The 15527-nt window shown below is 69.0% G+C and carries 11 protein-coding genes and 1 pseudogene; 6 read left to right on the top strand and 6 right to left on the bottom strand.

Going from position 1 to position 15527, the window contains the following annotated elements; translation table 11 throughout:
• Window positions 1-31: 31 nt before the first annotated feature.
• From GGE06_RS11795 to GGE06_RS11780, 4 genes are all read right to left on the bottom strand, one after another.
• Window positions 32-1450, bottom strand: a complete 1419-nt coding sequence (locus GGE06_RS11795; RefSeq protein WP_184930775.1) for an SCO6881 family protein — start codon at window positions 1448-1450, stop codon at window positions 32-34.
• Window positions 1451-1477: 27 nt separating this feature from the next.
• On the bottom strand, window positions 1478-2167 hold the full coding sequence (locus GGE06_RS11790) for a hypothetical protein (RefSeq protein WP_184930774.1): 690 nt from the start codon (window positions 2165-2167) through the stop codon (window positions 1478-1480).
• The gene (locus GGE06_RS11785) at window positions 2167-2475 is read right to left on the bottom strand and encodes a DUF6112 family protein (RefSeq protein WP_184930773.1); all 309 of its coding nucleotides are present in this window, start codon (window positions 2473-2475) and stop codon (window positions 2167-2169) included. The genes GGE06_RS11790 and GGE06_RS11785 overlap by 1 nt, the downstream gene beginning before the upstream one ends.
• A gap of 89 nt (window positions 2476-2564) precedes the next feature.
• On the bottom strand, window positions 2565-3707 hold the full coding sequence (locus GGE06_RS11780) for a C40 family peptidase (RefSeq protein WP_184930772.1): 1143 nt from the start codon (window positions 3705-3707) through the stop codon (window positions 2565-2567).
• 580 nt (window positions 3708-4287) lie between these two features.
• On the opposite strand from GGE06_RS11780, the gene GGE06_RS11775 reads away from it, so the two are divergent.
• Complete coding sequence (locus tag GGE06_RS11775) at window positions 4288-5034, top strand: DNA-methyltransferase (RefSeq protein WP_184930771.1); 747 nt, start codon at window positions 4288-4290, stop codon at window positions 5032-5034.
• A 98-nt stretch (window positions 5035-5132) separates the two neighbouring features.
• Here the strand turns inward: GGE06_RS11775 and GGE06_RS11770 are convergent, their stop codons facing one another.
• The gene (locus GGE06_RS11770; RefSeq protein WP_184930975.1) at window positions 5133-6059 is read right to left on the bottom strand and encodes a DUF5655 domain-containing protein; all 927 of its coding nucleotides are present in this window, start codon (window positions 6057-6059) and stop codon (window positions 5133-5135) included.
• A gap of 466 nt (window positions 6060-6525) precedes the next feature.
• Between GGE06_RS11770 and GGE06_RS11765 the strand changes: the two genes are divergently transcribed.
• Genes GGE06_RS11765 through GGE06_RS43705 form a run of 4 tightly spaced genes read left to right on the top strand, consistent with a single transcriptional unit; the run spans window position 6526 to window position 13747 of the window.
• A complete protein-coding gene (locus tag GGE06_RS11765; RefSeq protein WP_184930770.1) occupies window positions 6526-6843 on the top strand; it encodes a trypco2 family protein in 318 nt (105 codons plus the stop codon).
• A gap of 1 nt (window position 6844) precedes the next feature.
• Window positions 6845-9067 (top strand): VMAP-C domain-containing protein, encoded by a 2223-nt coding sequence (locus GGE06_RS11760; protein ID WP_184930769.1) that lies wholly within the window; start codon window positions 6845-6847, stop codon window positions 9065-9067.
• Window positions 9067-10056 (top strand): AAA family ATPase, encoded by a 990-nt coding sequence (locus tag GGE06_RS11755; protein WP_376773530.1) that lies wholly within the window; start codon window positions 9067-9069, stop codon window positions 10054-10056. The genes GGE06_RS11760 and GGE06_RS11755 overlap by 1 nt, the downstream gene beginning before the upstream one ends.
• A gap of 25 nt (window positions 10057-10081) precedes the next feature.
• Window positions 10082-13747 (top strand): SAV_2336 N-terminal domain-related protein, encoded by a 3666-nt coding sequence (locus GGE06_RS43705; protein WP_312883109.1) that lies wholly within the window; start codon window positions 10082-10084, stop codon window positions 13745-13747.
• A 215-nt stretch (window positions 13748-13962) separates the two neighbouring features.
• On the opposite strand, the pseudogene GGE06_RS11745 reads toward GGE06_RS43705, so the two are convergent.
• Window positions 13963-14382, bottom strand: a pseudogene (locus GGE06_RS11745) (transposase); the annotation flags it as partial.
• A gap of 70 nt (window positions 14383-14452) precedes the next feature.
• Between GGE06_RS11745 and GGE06_RS11740 the strand changes: the two are divergent.
• Window positions 14453-15511 (top strand): PDDEXK family nuclease, encoded by a 1059-nt coding sequence (locus GGE06_RS11740; protein WP_184930768.1) that lies wholly within the window; start codon window positions 14453-14455, stop codon window positions 15509-15511.
• Window positions 15512-15527: the final 16 nt, after the last annotated feature.

Raw genomic sequence — 15527 nt, 5'->3', positions numbered from 1 at the left:
GGAGGGACAGCCCGCCCCCGGTGGTGACGGGTCAGGAACCCGAGGGCGGCTGAGTGGGGTACACCCAGGTCGTCGGCATCGGGGAACCGACCGCCAGCGGGGTCGAGGCCGGCGGGGGCGCGGCCCGGGCGGCGAACCACGGGGATCCGGAGGCGGCGGACGGCACGGAGACCATGCTGCCGCCTGGAGCCGACGCGCCGGTGAGAACACCGGAAGGGGCCGCCGGGGCCGGGATCTCGTCGGCGGAAGGGGCTGCTTCGCTTCCGCCGGGACGGGTGATGAGCGGCGGGATGCCGGGGCGCTGGATCAGGGCCCGGCCCTTGTCGCCGGGGGCGTTCGGGTCCTCGCCGTACCGGAAGCGGGTCTGCGGCTTGGGCGGGCCGGCGTCGATGCCCTCCTTGCTGAGGTTGCCGCCGGCGGGGTTGATGCCGGAGGCGACACCGTCGGCACCCGCGCCGGGAACCTGGCTCGGCCCCTGGGGAGCGGGGGTTCCGGTCCCGACCCGCATCGCCAGGCTGGCGGCGGTCTTCGCCGCTCCGGCGGCGATGGCCATGCCCGCGACGCCGGTGCGGTGCAGGTCGTCGTGTCCGCCGCCGTCGCTCGCCCAGTGGACGAACTTGTACGTGGCGTAGGGGCACAGGAGGACCAGGACCATGACGACGATGCCGGCCATCGCGTCGGACAGGGCCGACAGCCCGTCGTTGGCGTCGCTCTTGCCCATGGCGGAGACGCCGATCAGGAAGACGATGGTCATCAGGAGTTTCGAGACGACCAGGGTGGCGGTGGCCTCGATCCAGCCGCGCCGCCAGCGCTTGGCGACCTCCCAGCCGCCACCGGCGCCGGCGAACACGGCGAGCGAGACCATGATCAGGACGCCGACCTTCCGGGCGACCATGACACCCCAGTACAGGAAGGCGCCGATCGCGCAGCCCAGGGCGACCAGGGCGGGAACGCCCCAGCCCAGGCCGTACATCGCCCCCAACTCATTGATCTTCACGACGCGGCGGATCGCGTCGTCGACCGAGGTGTTGGCGGCTTGGAACAGGCCGTCGGACAGGGCGTCGACCACGGTGATGGCGACGGTGGTGAAGGCGATGGCGCAGAAGCTGAACAGGACGCCGGTCATGGTGCCGATCGCGGCCTGGGCCAGGGCCCGCTCGTCGCGCCGCCAGGCCGCGAGCATGAGCTGGATGCAGAACGTGCCGACGGTCAGGGCGAGCCCGATGGGAAGCAGAAGCTGGTAGTTGTCCCGGAACCAGCCGGCGTTGAGGTCGATGGCGGTGGTCTGGTTGACGGCCTTGGTGGCGAGGTCCGCCGCGCTGGCCGCCAGTTCTCCTGCCGACTTCGCGATCCACGCGCCGATGCCGTCGGTGACGGCCCCGGCCGGGTTGGTGGCGAAGTCGATGGCGGTGCACACCTTGTCCATCATGGGGATCCCGCAGACGTCCATGGTGGTACCTCCTTTCGGGAACGGGGGTCAGGGCGCGACGGACGGCATGACGCCGGCCAGGGCGCAGGGCTGGTGGGGGCGGCACTGGACCGCGAGGGTGGTGGAGCGGCTCTCCGCACCGCCGGCGGGCGAGCCCTTCCAGGCGATCGACTGCTTGCCGGAGACCGTGACGGCGTAGATGTACGCCTGGGTGATCGCGCCCGGGTCCTCCTGAAGGGCCCGGGTGAACGCGTTCGGGAAGTGCCCCTCGTTCACCGTGGCGGTGGCGAACTGGCCGTTGGCGGCCATCTCCTTCCACAGCACCGCCGAGGGGATACCCCGGTCGACCGAGGCCGCGTCGGCGTACTTGGCCTCCGAGGTCAGCCACGCGTGCAGAGCGCGCCGCAGTTCGGCCTGCGGGTACGCCCGGGTGTCGTACGACCACAACGCCGCTGCGGCTGCCTTCCCGAAGGCGATCGGGTCGGTGGTCCTCGGCGGAACGGGCAGGGAGCGGGGACGGGTGGTCACCGTGGGCGGCCCGGACGGCGAGACGGCCGAGGAAAAAGACGTTGGCGAACTCGGACGCGCCGCCGCGGTCTTGGCTGGGGTCCTGCCGTCGCGGGTGAGGTAGGCGGCCAGGCCGGCGAGGGCGACGAGCACCGCCAGGACGACGGTGCCGAGCAACGCCCGGCGGCGCACGCGAGATGCGCCGCTGGGGTTGGAGGAGTGGGAAGGCATCAGCGGACCTGCGTCCCCAGCGTGCTGAAGAACGCCACCACACCGTTTGCCGCGCCGAGCAGAAGGGCCGCGCCGGCGCTCACCAGGACGCCCTTCTTGCCGTTGGCCTCGGCCTGGTGGCCGCCGGAGTGGTGGCCCCAGGCCCACACGCCCGCGCTGACGGCGAGGGCGCCGACCACGGCGACGAGACCGAAGAGGTTGATGGAGCCCATCACCTGCTTGAGGACGTTCAGGCCCGGCAGTCCGCCCTCGTTCGGCTTGATCCCGGGGTCGTAGGCGAGCTGCATGACCTGGTCGGCGAGATACATAAGGGAACTCCAGTTCGAATGAAGGCACGCCGAAGCCCATGGGGGTGGAGCGGCGGTGCGGGAAAGGGGAGAGAGGGGAGAGGTGCCGGTCAGACGACTCGGCGGACCGCGAGAATCCCGGGTTTCCAGGCGGCGACAGTGGTGATGCGGACGACGTCGCCGGGGCGCGGGGCGTGCACGATCAGGCCCTGGCCGATGGCCATGCCGACGTGCTCGGGTACGGCGGCCGTGCCCTCGGTGAAGATGAGGTCACCCGGTCGAAGGGCGTCGGCCGAGACCGGCTTGCCCTCCTTGACCTGCGTGTACGTCGTCCGCGTCAGGGTGACCCCGGCGGCCTTGTACGCCTGCTGCATCAGGGAGGAGCAGTCGCACCGGCCCATGGCCTCCGTGCCGTGGGAGTTCGTGCAGGTCCCGCCCCACTGGTACGGCGTGCCGAGCTGGCCGAGCGCCCAACGGATCGCCGTCTGGACTTCTCGCGGAGCGTTGGTGGGGATCTTGTACTCGGCTGGCAGCGCGCCGGGCGGGATGGTGCCGAAGTCGGTCCCGTCCCCTTCGGCGCTACAGCCGCCCGCAGTGCCGGGAGAAGGACCGCCGGCACCGTCCGGCGCCGGATCCGGTGACATGCCACCGCCACTGGCCTTCGGCAGCAGAGGCTCGATGGCCTTCTGCAGAGCGGTGGCCAGTGGCTCCCACTTGGCGTACGCCTCGGGGAAGCCCGACCGCTGCACCGCCTGGGCGGCCTGGGTGATCGACAGGGACTCCCAGCCCGAGACCTGCTTGAGCCCTTCGTAGAACTTGGTGCTGGCGTGCACCGGGTCGAGGATCTCGTTCGCCGTGCCCCAGCCCATCGACGGCCGCTGCTGGAACAGACCCAGCGAGTCGCGGTCGCCCCAGGTCAGGTTCCGCAGCCCGCTCTCCTGCAGGGCGGTCGCCAGGGCCACGATCTGCCCGCGGGCCGGGAAGTTCATCGCGACGCCGGTGGCCTGGATCGTCTTGGCGAAGGGGATCTGCTCGGCCGGATTGTTCAGACCGGGCACGGAGACCGACGTCTTGCCGCCCCCTGCCAGGATGGCCTTCACCTGGTCGGCGACGGCCGCGGTGTCCACGGACTGCGCGCCGTCGGTCGGGCAGGAGGCCGAAGCGGTGCCGGCGCCGAAGGCGAGGATCGGCACGACCAGCAGCATCGAGCCGGCCGTGAACAGGCCGACGACGCCCTTGGTGGTCTTCTTCATCGCCGCCGCCGCTCACCGGGGCGGCGGGGTCGGCCGGGTGACGGCGTCGGGTCGGGGCGCGGGGGTATCAGGACATGCTGCATCGCAGCGGCTCCTCGGTGTTCGTAGGAGGCGCGGTGCCGGCTTCTCGTGCAAAGCCGCCGGCACCGCGCCGATGTGCATCCGCCTCTCGGGCGAGCCCGGGGTCAGGGGAGTTGGTGGCTCCCGGACGCCGGTCGCAGGTCACGCGCGGCAGCCAGCCGCGCTCGTAATCTCAGGCAGTACACCGGGGCTCCTGACGGTGTGCGGGAAAGACGAGGGCAACGTGCCTTCGATACCGCTCGACTGGACGAGACAGCACGGATAAGCACAGGTCAGCGGCGGTGGAGCGAGGCTCCTGCCCGGTGACACGGCGAGACAGTAGACCGGGATTCCGGCCGCACCAAACGACTCCCGGCCCCGGGCCCGCAGGACGGCCCGCCTTGCTGGGTGCGGCCGGAGATCGCCGCTAACCTCCGGAACAACCCCGCCCCGGTGGAACACCGTTGAGCGCTGCCTGGAGCGGGCCCAGCCCCGCCATGCCCTGAGAGAGGTCCTTCCCATGAGCTACATGCTGCACCGGGGCGACGCCCTGACCGTCCTGAAGTCCCTTCCGGACGAGAGCGTCAACGCCGTGATCACCGACCCGCCGTACAACTCCGGCGGCCGTACGAGCTCGGAACGCACCGGGCGGACCGCGCGCGCCAAGTACGTCACCAGCAACAGTGCCCACGACCTCGCCAATTTCCCCGGCGAGAACCGCGACCAGCGCTCCTACCGCTCCTGGCTGACCGAACTGCTCACCGAGGCGTACCGGGCCTCGACCGAGCACGCGGTGGCCATGGTCTTCTCCGACTGGCGCCAGGAACCGACAACGTCCGACGCCCTGCAGATGGCCGGGTGGACCTGGAGCGGCACCATCCCGTGGATCAAGCCCGCCAGCCGGCCCCGCAAGGGCGGGCCGAAGCAGGACTCCGAGTTCATCATCTGGGGCGTCAAGGGATCCCTCGACAACACCCGCGACCTCTATCTGCCCGGCCACTACATCGCCTCCCAGCCCCGCAAGGACCGGGTGCACATCACGCAGAAGCCCGTCGAGATCATGCAGCAGCTCGTCCAGGTCTGCCCCGAGGGCGGCACCGTCCTCGACCCGTTCACCGGCAGCGGCTCCACGGGCGTCGCGGCCCTTCGCGAGGGACGTCGCTTCGTGGGCGTCGAGCTGTCCTCGCACTACGCCGACGTGGCAGAGCAGCGGCTCCGCGCCGAGCTGACCAAGGACGACTTCGACCTGGCTGGGCCGGAGGCGTGATCGTGAGAGCGGAGAGAGCCCGGGGCCGGCGGGCCGTAGACACCGAAGGGCGGCTGGTGCATCGAATGACCGATGCACCAGCCGCCCTTCTCGTTGCGTCAGGCTGCCTCGAACGCCCGCCGGATCAACGGCGCCGCCTTCTCCAGGTCGGCCGCCGAGGCGAGACGTACCTCCAGGTCCCCCGTTCCGAGATGCCCGATACCGCGCATGTCCCGGGTGAAGGCCTCCTCCAGCGCGACCGTGTCGGGGTCGAGTCTGAGATAGACCAGGATGACCTCGTGCTTCGGACGGAAGATCACCGAGGCCACGTTTACCAGCCGCCGGTAGGCGATGTAGTGCCGCAGCGGCGCCACCTCGACCTCGCCCCACGCCGTGAGCGCCTCGTCCAGCTCCGCGTACAGGTCCCGCAAGGACTCCGGCACGAGGCCGGCACCCGTCGGTGCAGGAGTCGCCGACGCGCTGCCGGCCACCGTGTCCCGCTCCCGGCTCCGCCGAGACGAAGCGGCGCTCGGCGAGCCGGGTGAGGAATCGACGAGCAGCAGGCTCAGCAGGCCGCCCTCGAAGACCCGGTAGCGCACAAGGTCGATCCGCTCGGGCAGCCACTGCACGGCCACACGGTCGTGGTGGGAGAAGCCGGCCGCGATGCAGACCATCCGCGGACGGCGCCAGTTGATCGATTCGGCGGCCTCCGCGCCCAGCACCTTCCGGACGAGGGCCCCGAACTCGTGCTGCGCCGAGCGCAGCCAGGACAGATATGAGACGGCCTGCGACAGCACCCCGCTGTCGGACCCCTTCTTGAACTCGATCACCACCGGGCTGCCGTTCTCGTCCAGCCCCAGGGTGTCGATCCGGCCCCGGTGCCACGGACCAGTCGCATACTCCGACGCCACGAACCGGATACCGAGCATCTGCTCCAGCCCGGCCTCGACCCGCCGCTGCAGCTCCACCTCGAGCGCCACCGTCGCACCGGACAGCTCGACATCCCGCCCGTCCGCGTCCCGCCGGAACAACATCAGCTCGGCCACCAGCACCCCTCCCGTGATCTCTGCAAAGACCAATCAACGGCAGGCTCCGGGTATTCCGCCGCTGGGTATCGGTAGGGCGGGATGGGTGGGGTGCTGGCTGAAGGCCAGGTGGTTACTGAACTTGAATGGGTGATGTCGGGGGATACGCCTGACGGCCGCCGTCGGGTCCGGTAGGTCTGGGTGGGTGGGACACGCGCAGGGCGGCGGGCTGACCGACGCCGGGAGAGTCGCGCGGGAGCGAGTCCGGTTGCAGGCCGTCGCCGCGCCGATCGATGCGTTCGGTGTGCGCGGTCCCACGCACCGGCGGTCTACCGGGACCCTATGGACTGATCACCAGGCAAATCGTTATCATCCGATGAGTGCCGTTGGCGGCTCAACACGCTTGTGCTGCCCACGCGTTGCCGATGCGCAGCAGTGCAGTCGCGGATCGGGGCGAGCCGAACAACAGTGGTTACGGGGAGCGGGAATGTCGACCATCGGGCTGGCCGCAGCCATAGAAGAGCTGCGGGAGGAGCTGTACCAAGCCCAGGCTCAGAGCGCCCGGCAGCAGTTCGCCTTTCAGATCGAGGATGTCCAGTTGGAGCTGCTTCTCGAGCTCCGGGACGGGCTCAAGGGCGATGGCAAGCTGAACTTCGGCGTGGCGACGACAGGCGCGAGCGGCGAGCACTCCACCGCTCGCACGCACAAGCTGACTTTGAAGCTGCAGGTCAAGGACCGTGCCGCAGGGGGCTCGAGCCCCGAGATCAGCCAGGACGTGTCAGGGTCCTGGGCCGACGAGGATTGAGTTGGACCAGCGAAGGCTGGCACTCATCCGCAGTGGTGGTGTCGACAAGTATCGCTGCGTCGGAACTGGCTATCTGATCGCGCCTCGTCTGGTGCTCACTGCCCGGCATGTTGTGGTGGACAAGAGTAGTGGTGAGCCGTGGTCGGAGATCGATGTTCGAGTTGGACACCCTCGGGATTCCGATAGATCGCCCCGCAGGGCGACCGTGCTGTGGGCGCCTGACCCAGGTCGTGACGTCGCTCTGCTGCGATTGGGGGACCCGGTCGAGATTTCCGGGACGGTGCTGTGGGGCCGCCCGGTCGGCAGCGCTCCGCTGCGCTACGAGGGACTTGGGTATCCCTTGGCAACCGTCAAAGAGGGGCAACGCGGCGTCGAGTATCTGAGGGGAGTGTTACCTCCGCTTTCCGGCGGTGACGACGCCCGGGATCTGTACGTCCTGGACCAGGAACCAGCACCCGGGAAGCGCGCGGATGGCAAGCAGGCGTGGTCCGGAGCATCTGGAAGCGCGGTCTTCTGCGAGGGCCATCTCGTCGGAGTGGTCGTACACGACGACGACGCCTTCGAGAACCGCCGTCTGCACGCCTGCCCGGCTCGCTCCTTCGCCGACGACCCGCAATTCGTGGATCTCCTGCAGAAATACGGCGATTGCTCGCCTCGGCTGATCGACATCAGTGCGGCACTGTCGTCGAGATTGAGCGCACATTCCGGACAGACGGCCCTCTCTGGCAGGCCGCCCGTCCCGCGGGCACTTACACAGGCAGAGGAAGACCTCCTGCGCCCGCTATGGGCATTGCTCGAGGACCCTTCTTTGTGTGTGACCCATGCGCGGACGCTCGTGCAGCGGCTGGGTCTTTCTGTGCCCGACGACTACTCACCATCCGTTCCGGAGCTCGTCCCACTGTTGTCGGAACACCCGCGGGCGCTGGCAACCCTCAGTGAGTCGCTGGCTTCGACGTCTGGTGTGAAGAGCCGGGCCGCGCGGGCGGAACTCACCAACCTCCTCGCCCGCGGCCGGGCCTTGGGCAGCAGTGCTCTGCTGTCGGTTGGCGAACACGAGCGGCTGATGACCGAGTTGCGCGGGATCGTCGAAGACGATCCCGCCTTGGTGCCACGCGCGGCGCTGTCGGCACTGCGGTTCACGCCGCTACCCGAGGTGTTGCGCCCAGTCCGGTTGTCTACCGACGACCTCGAATGTGCCGTGGAGGGGTTGGAAGCCCTTTCAGACAGCGCTCCCGTGCCTGACGGTACCCCGCAGGTTCCTGCCCTGTTGCATCTCGTCGAGTACGTTGCCGCAGCCGTGGACGAGCGGAAAAGGACCACGCTCCGGGAGTGGAATAACCGTGTTTCCGAGCGGCTCGGAATCCATCCCTCGGCACTTGCGGAGCGTCGCTCCGATGCCGGCCGATGGGCAGCGCACCGCCCCGCATCCACGTCCCGCGTACTAGTGGAGGCCAGCCGCGGCGACGACGATCCCGAGGGCCGGTACCGATGCAAGGTCTGGCTCCTTCGTACGGACAGCCCGCCGGCCCCGCTCCCCTCTGTCACTGACCGCCCGCTGACGGCGGAGGAGGTGGCGCGGGCAGTCCGCGACGCCGTCCACGGCGTCCAGTCCAATGACGGCAAGGACCACGTCCCCCTCGTCAGCGTCGTCGTGGACCGGGCGGCACTGCACTTGCCCGTCGACGAGTGGAACCCGGGACCCGAGAACATGTTCGATCAAGGTGTGCCGCTCGGTGCCGAGTTCCAGCTCACGCTCAGCTGCCCTGAGATGAGTGCCCTGGTGAGGAACCGCGAGGACGCGCAGCGCCGCCGCTGGCAGAGCGGGCACGGGACGCCACTCGTCGTCGACGGCGACTGCGGCACCGAGCAGCAGGTCGCCCTGCTGCTGAAGACCAGTCACCGCAACACCCGCCAGGTCGTGCTGCACGGGCCCCCTGGACAGCGCGCCCGGCTACTCGACGTGTGCCTCGCGCTGGGCGTCCCCGTAGTTCTCTGGGACCGCGCAGCCCAAACGTACGAGCACGCCTCCCGGCTCGACCCGTTGCAGCCTACTGGGCCGATGACCGACCTACCCGAACGTGTCTGGGGCTACCGGGGGAATGCCTATGGCGATCCCGTACGGCATCCGGCCCGGCCGTCACTCGTGTGGGAGGACATGGACCCGTCCCCGTTGAGCGGCCTGCAATTACTCGATCCGGCCCCCTTGGAAGGAACCGCTCCCTGATGACAACGGAAGACATCACAATGAGCACTCCGGACGACGGGTGGCGGCTCTTCCGCGGCGACGGAACTGCCCGCCGAGTGGAGTTCCCCGAGGCACCGCCATGGCGTCGGTTCACACCGCCCGCCGAGGTTTCCGCCCTGCCAAGGCCCTATCTCATCGGCCCCGCCGAGGCAGATGTCGTGAACGCGGCTCTCCTCCTGCGTCGACCGCTGCTGGTGTCGGGGTATCCGGGCACCGGCAAATCCTCCCTGGCGCACGCCGTCGCCCACGAACTGGACCTCGGCCGGGTATTGCATTGGCCGATCAACAGCCGCTCGACCCTGCAGGAGGCCTTGTACCGGTATGACGCCGTCGGCCGGCTGCGCGAAGCGAACCTGCACCGCGACAGGCATGACAGCCGTGCCCCCCGTGCCACCGAGCCTGGGATCGGCAGCTACGTCCGGTTGGGTCCGCTGGGCACAGCACTGGTACCGCGCGCCCGGCCCCGGGTCCTGCTTGTCGACGAGCTGGACAAAGGCGATGTGGATCTGCCGAACGACCTGCTGACTGTCTTTGAGGAAGGCGAGTTCGAGGTGCCGGAACTCGCCCGGCTGACAGACCACGAGTCCATGGTCGAGGTGCTGACCGACGACCCCGACGAACGGATCCCCGTCGTACGCGGCCGGATCCGCTGCTCAGAGTTCCCCGTCGTGATCATCACCAGCAACGGCGAGCGGGAGTTCCCTCCCGCATTTCTCCGGCGATGTATCCGACTCGATCTGCCCGAGCCGGACGAACAGACACTCCGCGAGATCGTCGAAGCCCATCTCGGAACTGGCACCCTGCAGGACGTCGATGAGCTGCTCCGGGAGTTCCTCGGTCGCCGCGCGCCCGGCGAGCTGGCCACCGACCAGCTGCTCAACGCGGTGTTCCTCCGCAAGGGAGGGGTGGATCTCGACGCCGGCGGACTGCTGAACGCCGTACTGCACCGGCTCGGCAGGGCGGTGTAGCAACGTGCCCGACCGCCTACGGCGCGTGCTGGCCGACAGCGGAGTGGATCTCTCCGACGAGGAGCTGCTCGACGTTCTGTGGCTGGCCGAGCGTCTGCCGCACAGCGACGGTGCTCCGGTGGCGCGTGCAATGCGGCCTCGGGCCGCTCCGCCCTCCGCACTCGGGGAGGAGCGTCCACTGCCCGATACGGACGAGGCCGGCACTACGGCGCCGCCACCCGCATCCCCGGCGAAGGACGGAGCCCGGGAGCCGGGGGCCCCGCTGCACGCCAGCCCCGGTGCGCCCGGTTCCGGAGCACAGGAGCATTCGGGTCTGCCGGTGCGGACGCCAGAGGGGAAATCCCTCGCGGCACACGAGCTCCACCTCGGCAGAGCACTGCGGCCGCTGAAGCTGCGGCTACCAGACCCCTGGAAGCAAGAGCTCGACGAGGCAAGGACCGTCGCCGCCATGGCCGAGACGGGGCTCCCCGACGCCGTGCTACGACCGGCACGCGCACGCTGGCTCAATCTCGTCCTGCTGGTGGACGACGGCGTCTCCATGCTGCTTTGGCAGCGTCTGGCCTCGGAAATGCGGGTTCTGCTGGAGCGCAGCGGAGCATTCCGCGGCCTTCGCGTGTACGGGTTGGACAGCCGAGGTCGGCAGGCCCCGATGCTCCATAGCCCTCCCTACGAGGACGGCGGCGCACCCCTGCCACCGTCCGTCGTGCGCGATCCGACGGGGAACACGCTGGTCCTCGTCGTTAGCGACGGCGTCGGTGCAGCCTGGCGGGACGGCCGGATGCAGACGGCGCTCGAGACGTGGGCGCGCCAGGGACCCACCGCGATCGTCCATGCCCTGCCCGCCCGCATGTGGCAAGGGTCGGGTATCTGGGCACAGCAGTGGCTGGTGACCACGCGGCGGCGAGGCGGGCCGGCCAGCGCCTGGCACGTGGCGGATCCGGTGCTACCTGCGGACATCGTGGCCTTCGACGGAGTACCGGTGCCGGTACTGGCACCTGAGTCCACGGCCGTGGGGCGCTGGGCAAGCGTTGTCGCGTCCCCGGGCACCACGGCCGTACTGCCCCTCCTGGCGGACAGCGGAACACCCCCTTCACGCCCCTACGCCCACACGCGGCAGAGCAATACGCGGGAAGCCGTGCTGCGATTCCGCCACGCAGCATCGCCGGCCGCATATCGGCTAGCGGCACACCTTGCGGCCGTCGCACCGATGTCGGTGCCTGCTATGCGCCTGGTGCAGGCTGCCTTGGGCCCGACCATGGACGCCGGGCACCTGGCGGAGGTCTTCCTCGGCGGGTTGATGCAGAGCACAGATCCGGCCGACTTTGCCCTGCCGGTCCGGCACCGCGCGTTCGACTTCTCAGAAGAGGCCCGGGACATCCTCCTCGGGACGGTGCCCGCACACGAACTCCTGCACACTACCCGCACGATCACGGACCAGCTCGGCCGGCTGGCCGGCCGTTCGCCGGACTTCCCCGCATGGCTCAGCCACCCCGACGGACCGGAGCGGCTGAACGACGAGAGTCATCCCATCAGCCGGCTGGACAACCGGCTGATGAAGCTGCTGGGGGTACAGCCCCCGGCAGCTCGGACCGAAGACGCGTTCGGGAACGAACCGCAGCGGCGTCCCATCGGCCGGCAGGAACCCTCGCCCCTGCCCGAACCCGTGCTGCCGTCCACGAATCGTGAGGAGCATCCGCCCGCCCCGCCCAAGCGAGAGACTCCCCCGACGGCAGCACCGGACGGTCCCGAAGACGTCTCCTTCCAAGCCCTTGGCCTCGGTGCCTCCTGGGAGCCACTGCTCACGGAGGATCCCCGTAGAGCCGGGCCCTACCGCCTGCACGCCCGCAACGTCGGCGGATGGCAGCGGGTGGTCATGTTCCTGGGGCGCGACGAAACGGGCAGCACCGTAACAGTGCGGGTGCCGCTCCGTACGAGCCCCGAGGAGGCAGCAGAACTGCTCCGCACCGAGGCGGAGGCCCTGATCCGCATGGCCGGGACCGGTGCGCCCAAGCTGCTCGGCCACAGCGTCGAGGACTCCCCACAATGGCTGGCGACGGAATGCGCCCGCGAGCAGAGCGACGACCCGGGGGCCCGTCCCGCGCACAACCTCCGTGCCCTCCTGGAGGACCGGGGACCGCTGGGGGACACCGTGCTCTTCCGGCGCTTGGGACGGGACCTGGCCAAGGCAGTGCGGCACGCCCACAGCGTGGGGCTCGTCCACGGCTCACTGACACCCAACCGTGTGCTCGTCACCGACCAGGACGTGCAGCTCGTCGGCTGGATGACGGCCATCGTGGACGGCGTTCCACATCGCCAACGCGATTCATTCCGGCAGAATTCTGCCTACCAGCCCCCGCGTGAACTGGAGGGATTCAGCGACCCGATCGGCGTCACCGCGGCGAGCGACACGTACTCCGTGGGGGCCATTCTCCTCACCGCCGCGACGGGACGGTGGTCAGGGGACTTCACTCCCAACACGCTGCGCACCGCCTGCGAGCACACGGGCATGAACAGGTCGCTCGGCGGGGTCCTGCTGGGCTGTCTGGACCCGAATCCGGCAGCCAGGCCCACAGCTGCCGAGTTGGTCGCGGCATTCGCCGCGCAGACCGACGGCCACCCGAACAAGAGTGGGGGCGAGCGCGCCAGGACCCAACCCCCCGCCGGTACGGCACTCGGACAGTCCAGCGGCTTTCGGGACAGATTCGCCTTACTCGGTCATATGACCGACTGTCACATCTTTGAAGGCGACGGCACACGACCCATCCACGAGGAGAACGTCCAGATCCTCCACCGGGCTCAACGCGTTGCCCAGCCTCCCGTGGTCCGACAGTGGCGTGCCGAGATTGAGGCCGAGGAAAGCCGCAAGGCAGCTGCTGGTCTCCCGCACCGTTGGAACCGCCCAAGGTTCGCTATCGAACGCATCACCGTCACCCGCACCCATCTCGGCGAGGACCCCATCGTCCAACTGCGTGTGTGCACCGCGGACTACTATGACTTTCTGGCTGCGTCACTCAACCTCGACCGTCCGCATCCGGACCTTGACATAACGCTTCGCCACCAGTACCTGGAGAACCAGGACCCTGTCATGGCTCCGCCATTCCTGTCCTGCAGTTTCGGGGTGCATGTGGCAGTGGAGACCGGGGTCGACGGCAAGATGCTCTTCAGCCACCGCAGCGCCGCCGTCGTAGGCAATCCCGAGCGGTGGAATGCGTCTGCCAGTGAAGGGCTGTCCGGGCACGACGTGCCCACGGATGGCTCGCCAATCAGCCTGCACGCCACAGCGCGCCGGGCAATGAAGGAAGAGCTCGGAGTCTTCCCCGAGGACAGAATCGACCTTGAACTTCTCGGGTTCGGACTGGATCTCCGTCTGCATCAGTGGGCCGCCTTCTTCCGGGCTGTGTTGCCCGACCTCGGCGAGGAGGATCTCAGACGGCGCTGGGCCCGGGGCATAAAGGACAAGTGGGAGCACGACCGCCATGCCTTCGTGCCAGCCGACCCGGACTCCGTCCTCGACTTCATCCTGGAGCAGACGGTGGATGCGTGGGCGCCTTGCGCACCCGTGCTGTTTTACCTAGCGCTGGTACGCGGAGCGGTCACCCGCCGTGGCGGGGACCTAGCAGGACGGCTTGACGTGGACGCCGCCGAGCGGCGGGCCGAGCGACGCGGCCAGGAGATGACCGGTCCGGCATAGCCCTAGAGCCGCAGGCTCCAGGTGTGCGCATCCGCTGAGCAGCACTCACCCCGGCACCCTTGCAGAACAGACGGCGCCCTTGCCGCACTCCCGTCCCATACGCCGAAGCCCGCTCCACGCTGAGCCCATGGCTGGAGGCTGGACAGAGTCCGCCAGGCCCGGGGCGGCTCCCTACGGGACAGGAGTTACTACTGAACGTGAATTGGTGAAGCCGGTCAGCCGCTGAGGGTCAGGCTGGCGCCGGTGAGGCAGCCGTCGATCAGGTCGGGCCGGTACTGGATCTGCTTCAGTCGGCGCTTGACGGACTTCGTGATCTGGGAGAGGTCGGCGGCCGCGAGGTTGCCGACCTCGCGCTTGACCAGTGACCAGATGCCTTCCTGCGGGTTGAGGTCGGGTGCGTAGGTCGGCAGCTGGAACACGGTCAGCCATGCCGCGTTGCGGTCGATGGACTCCCGCATGCCACGCGTGAGATGGAGGCGGACGTTGCCCCAGACCAGGACGATCGGCCCGCTGAGCGGGATGTGTGCGCGGGCCGGGAGACGGCACAGATCCCGCCAGCCGAGGCCCTTCGCCTCGTCCTTGCGGCCCCGGTACTCCCGCAATCCGTAGATCAGACGGGAGCGGGCGCCGGGCTTGGCGGGCGTCTGTGGAGTGCGCCCATGAGATGATCAAGCGGGGCCTGCTTGGTGATGTAGGGGGTTGACCATGGTCAAGGGCGCCGCGCTGCGGGGATATTTGTTGGAGGAGGCGCTGGCCTGGCTTCTGCGCTCCTCCGGTTACCGCCTGCTGGTGCATGAGAGCCAGGACCCAGAAGAGTTGGTGAACGACGGGAACACGCTTCGGGTGCGGGGCCGGGGAGCGCTGCATCAGGTGGATGCACTGGGCGAGTTCGCGTTCACGCCGGCGTTCTCGATGCCGGTGCGGCTGTTCCTGGAGGCGAAGTTCTACCAGGAGCGCTGCGGACTGGAGATCGTGCGTAACGCTCACGGGGTGCTGCACGACGTGAATGAGAACTTCATGGTGCACGCTGGCAGAAGGCCGCGGCAGCGGTATCAGTACGCGTACGCGCTGTTCTCGACTAGTGGGTTCACGGCGGACGCTCAGAAGTACGCCTTGGCGCACCAGATCTCGCTGGTGGATCTGTCGGGTGCCTCGTTCGCGTGGCTGCTCGGGGCGATCGGAACCACTGCGTGGACGCTGGAGCAGGCACAGTTCCACCTCGGCGCATCCGGGACATTCCCGGTGACGTGGGTGCGTACGGAGCTGCGCAAGGAGCTGGGTACCTGGACTGCGTCTGCGGGACTACTGCCGACGGCGGCGCCAGCGGCTGGCAGGTTCAGGGATGAGGCTGCGGCGGCGATCGCCGGCTTCGCAGCCGCGCTCCAGCAGAACAGCGGTGCCGAGTTGCTGCTGGGTTTCCCGTCAGCGCCGTTCATCCTGCCGCTGGCCGCTAGCGATCATCTGGCGTTCACGACGTACGCGGATGCCCAGCCCGACCATGCAGTGCGCATTCGACGACGCGGCAGTGGCGGTTCGGCGGAGTGGACGCTATCGCCGCTGGGTGAGGAAGGTGCTTACGAGCTTGCCTTCAAACTGCCGAATCATGTGGAGGACTGGATCAGCGACATCGATGGGAAGGAGCGGCGGCGCACCCTGGAGGTGAAGGAGCAGTTCCTCTCCGCGATCACGATCTACCGGATGAATGGCGGTGGCGTGCGGGCCTATCAGCTGCGGTACGAGGCCAGTTCCCTCTCGCATTTCTGATCCCACCGAGCAGAAG

It is taken from the genome of Streptomyces nymphaeiformis (genome assembly GCF_014203895.1).
Taxonomy (GTDB): domain Bacteria; phylum Actinomycetota; class Actinomycetes; order Streptomycetales; family Streptomycetaceae; genus Streptomyces; species Streptomyces nymphaeiformis.
This window is presented reverse-complemented; position numbering and strand designations above follow the sequence as displayed.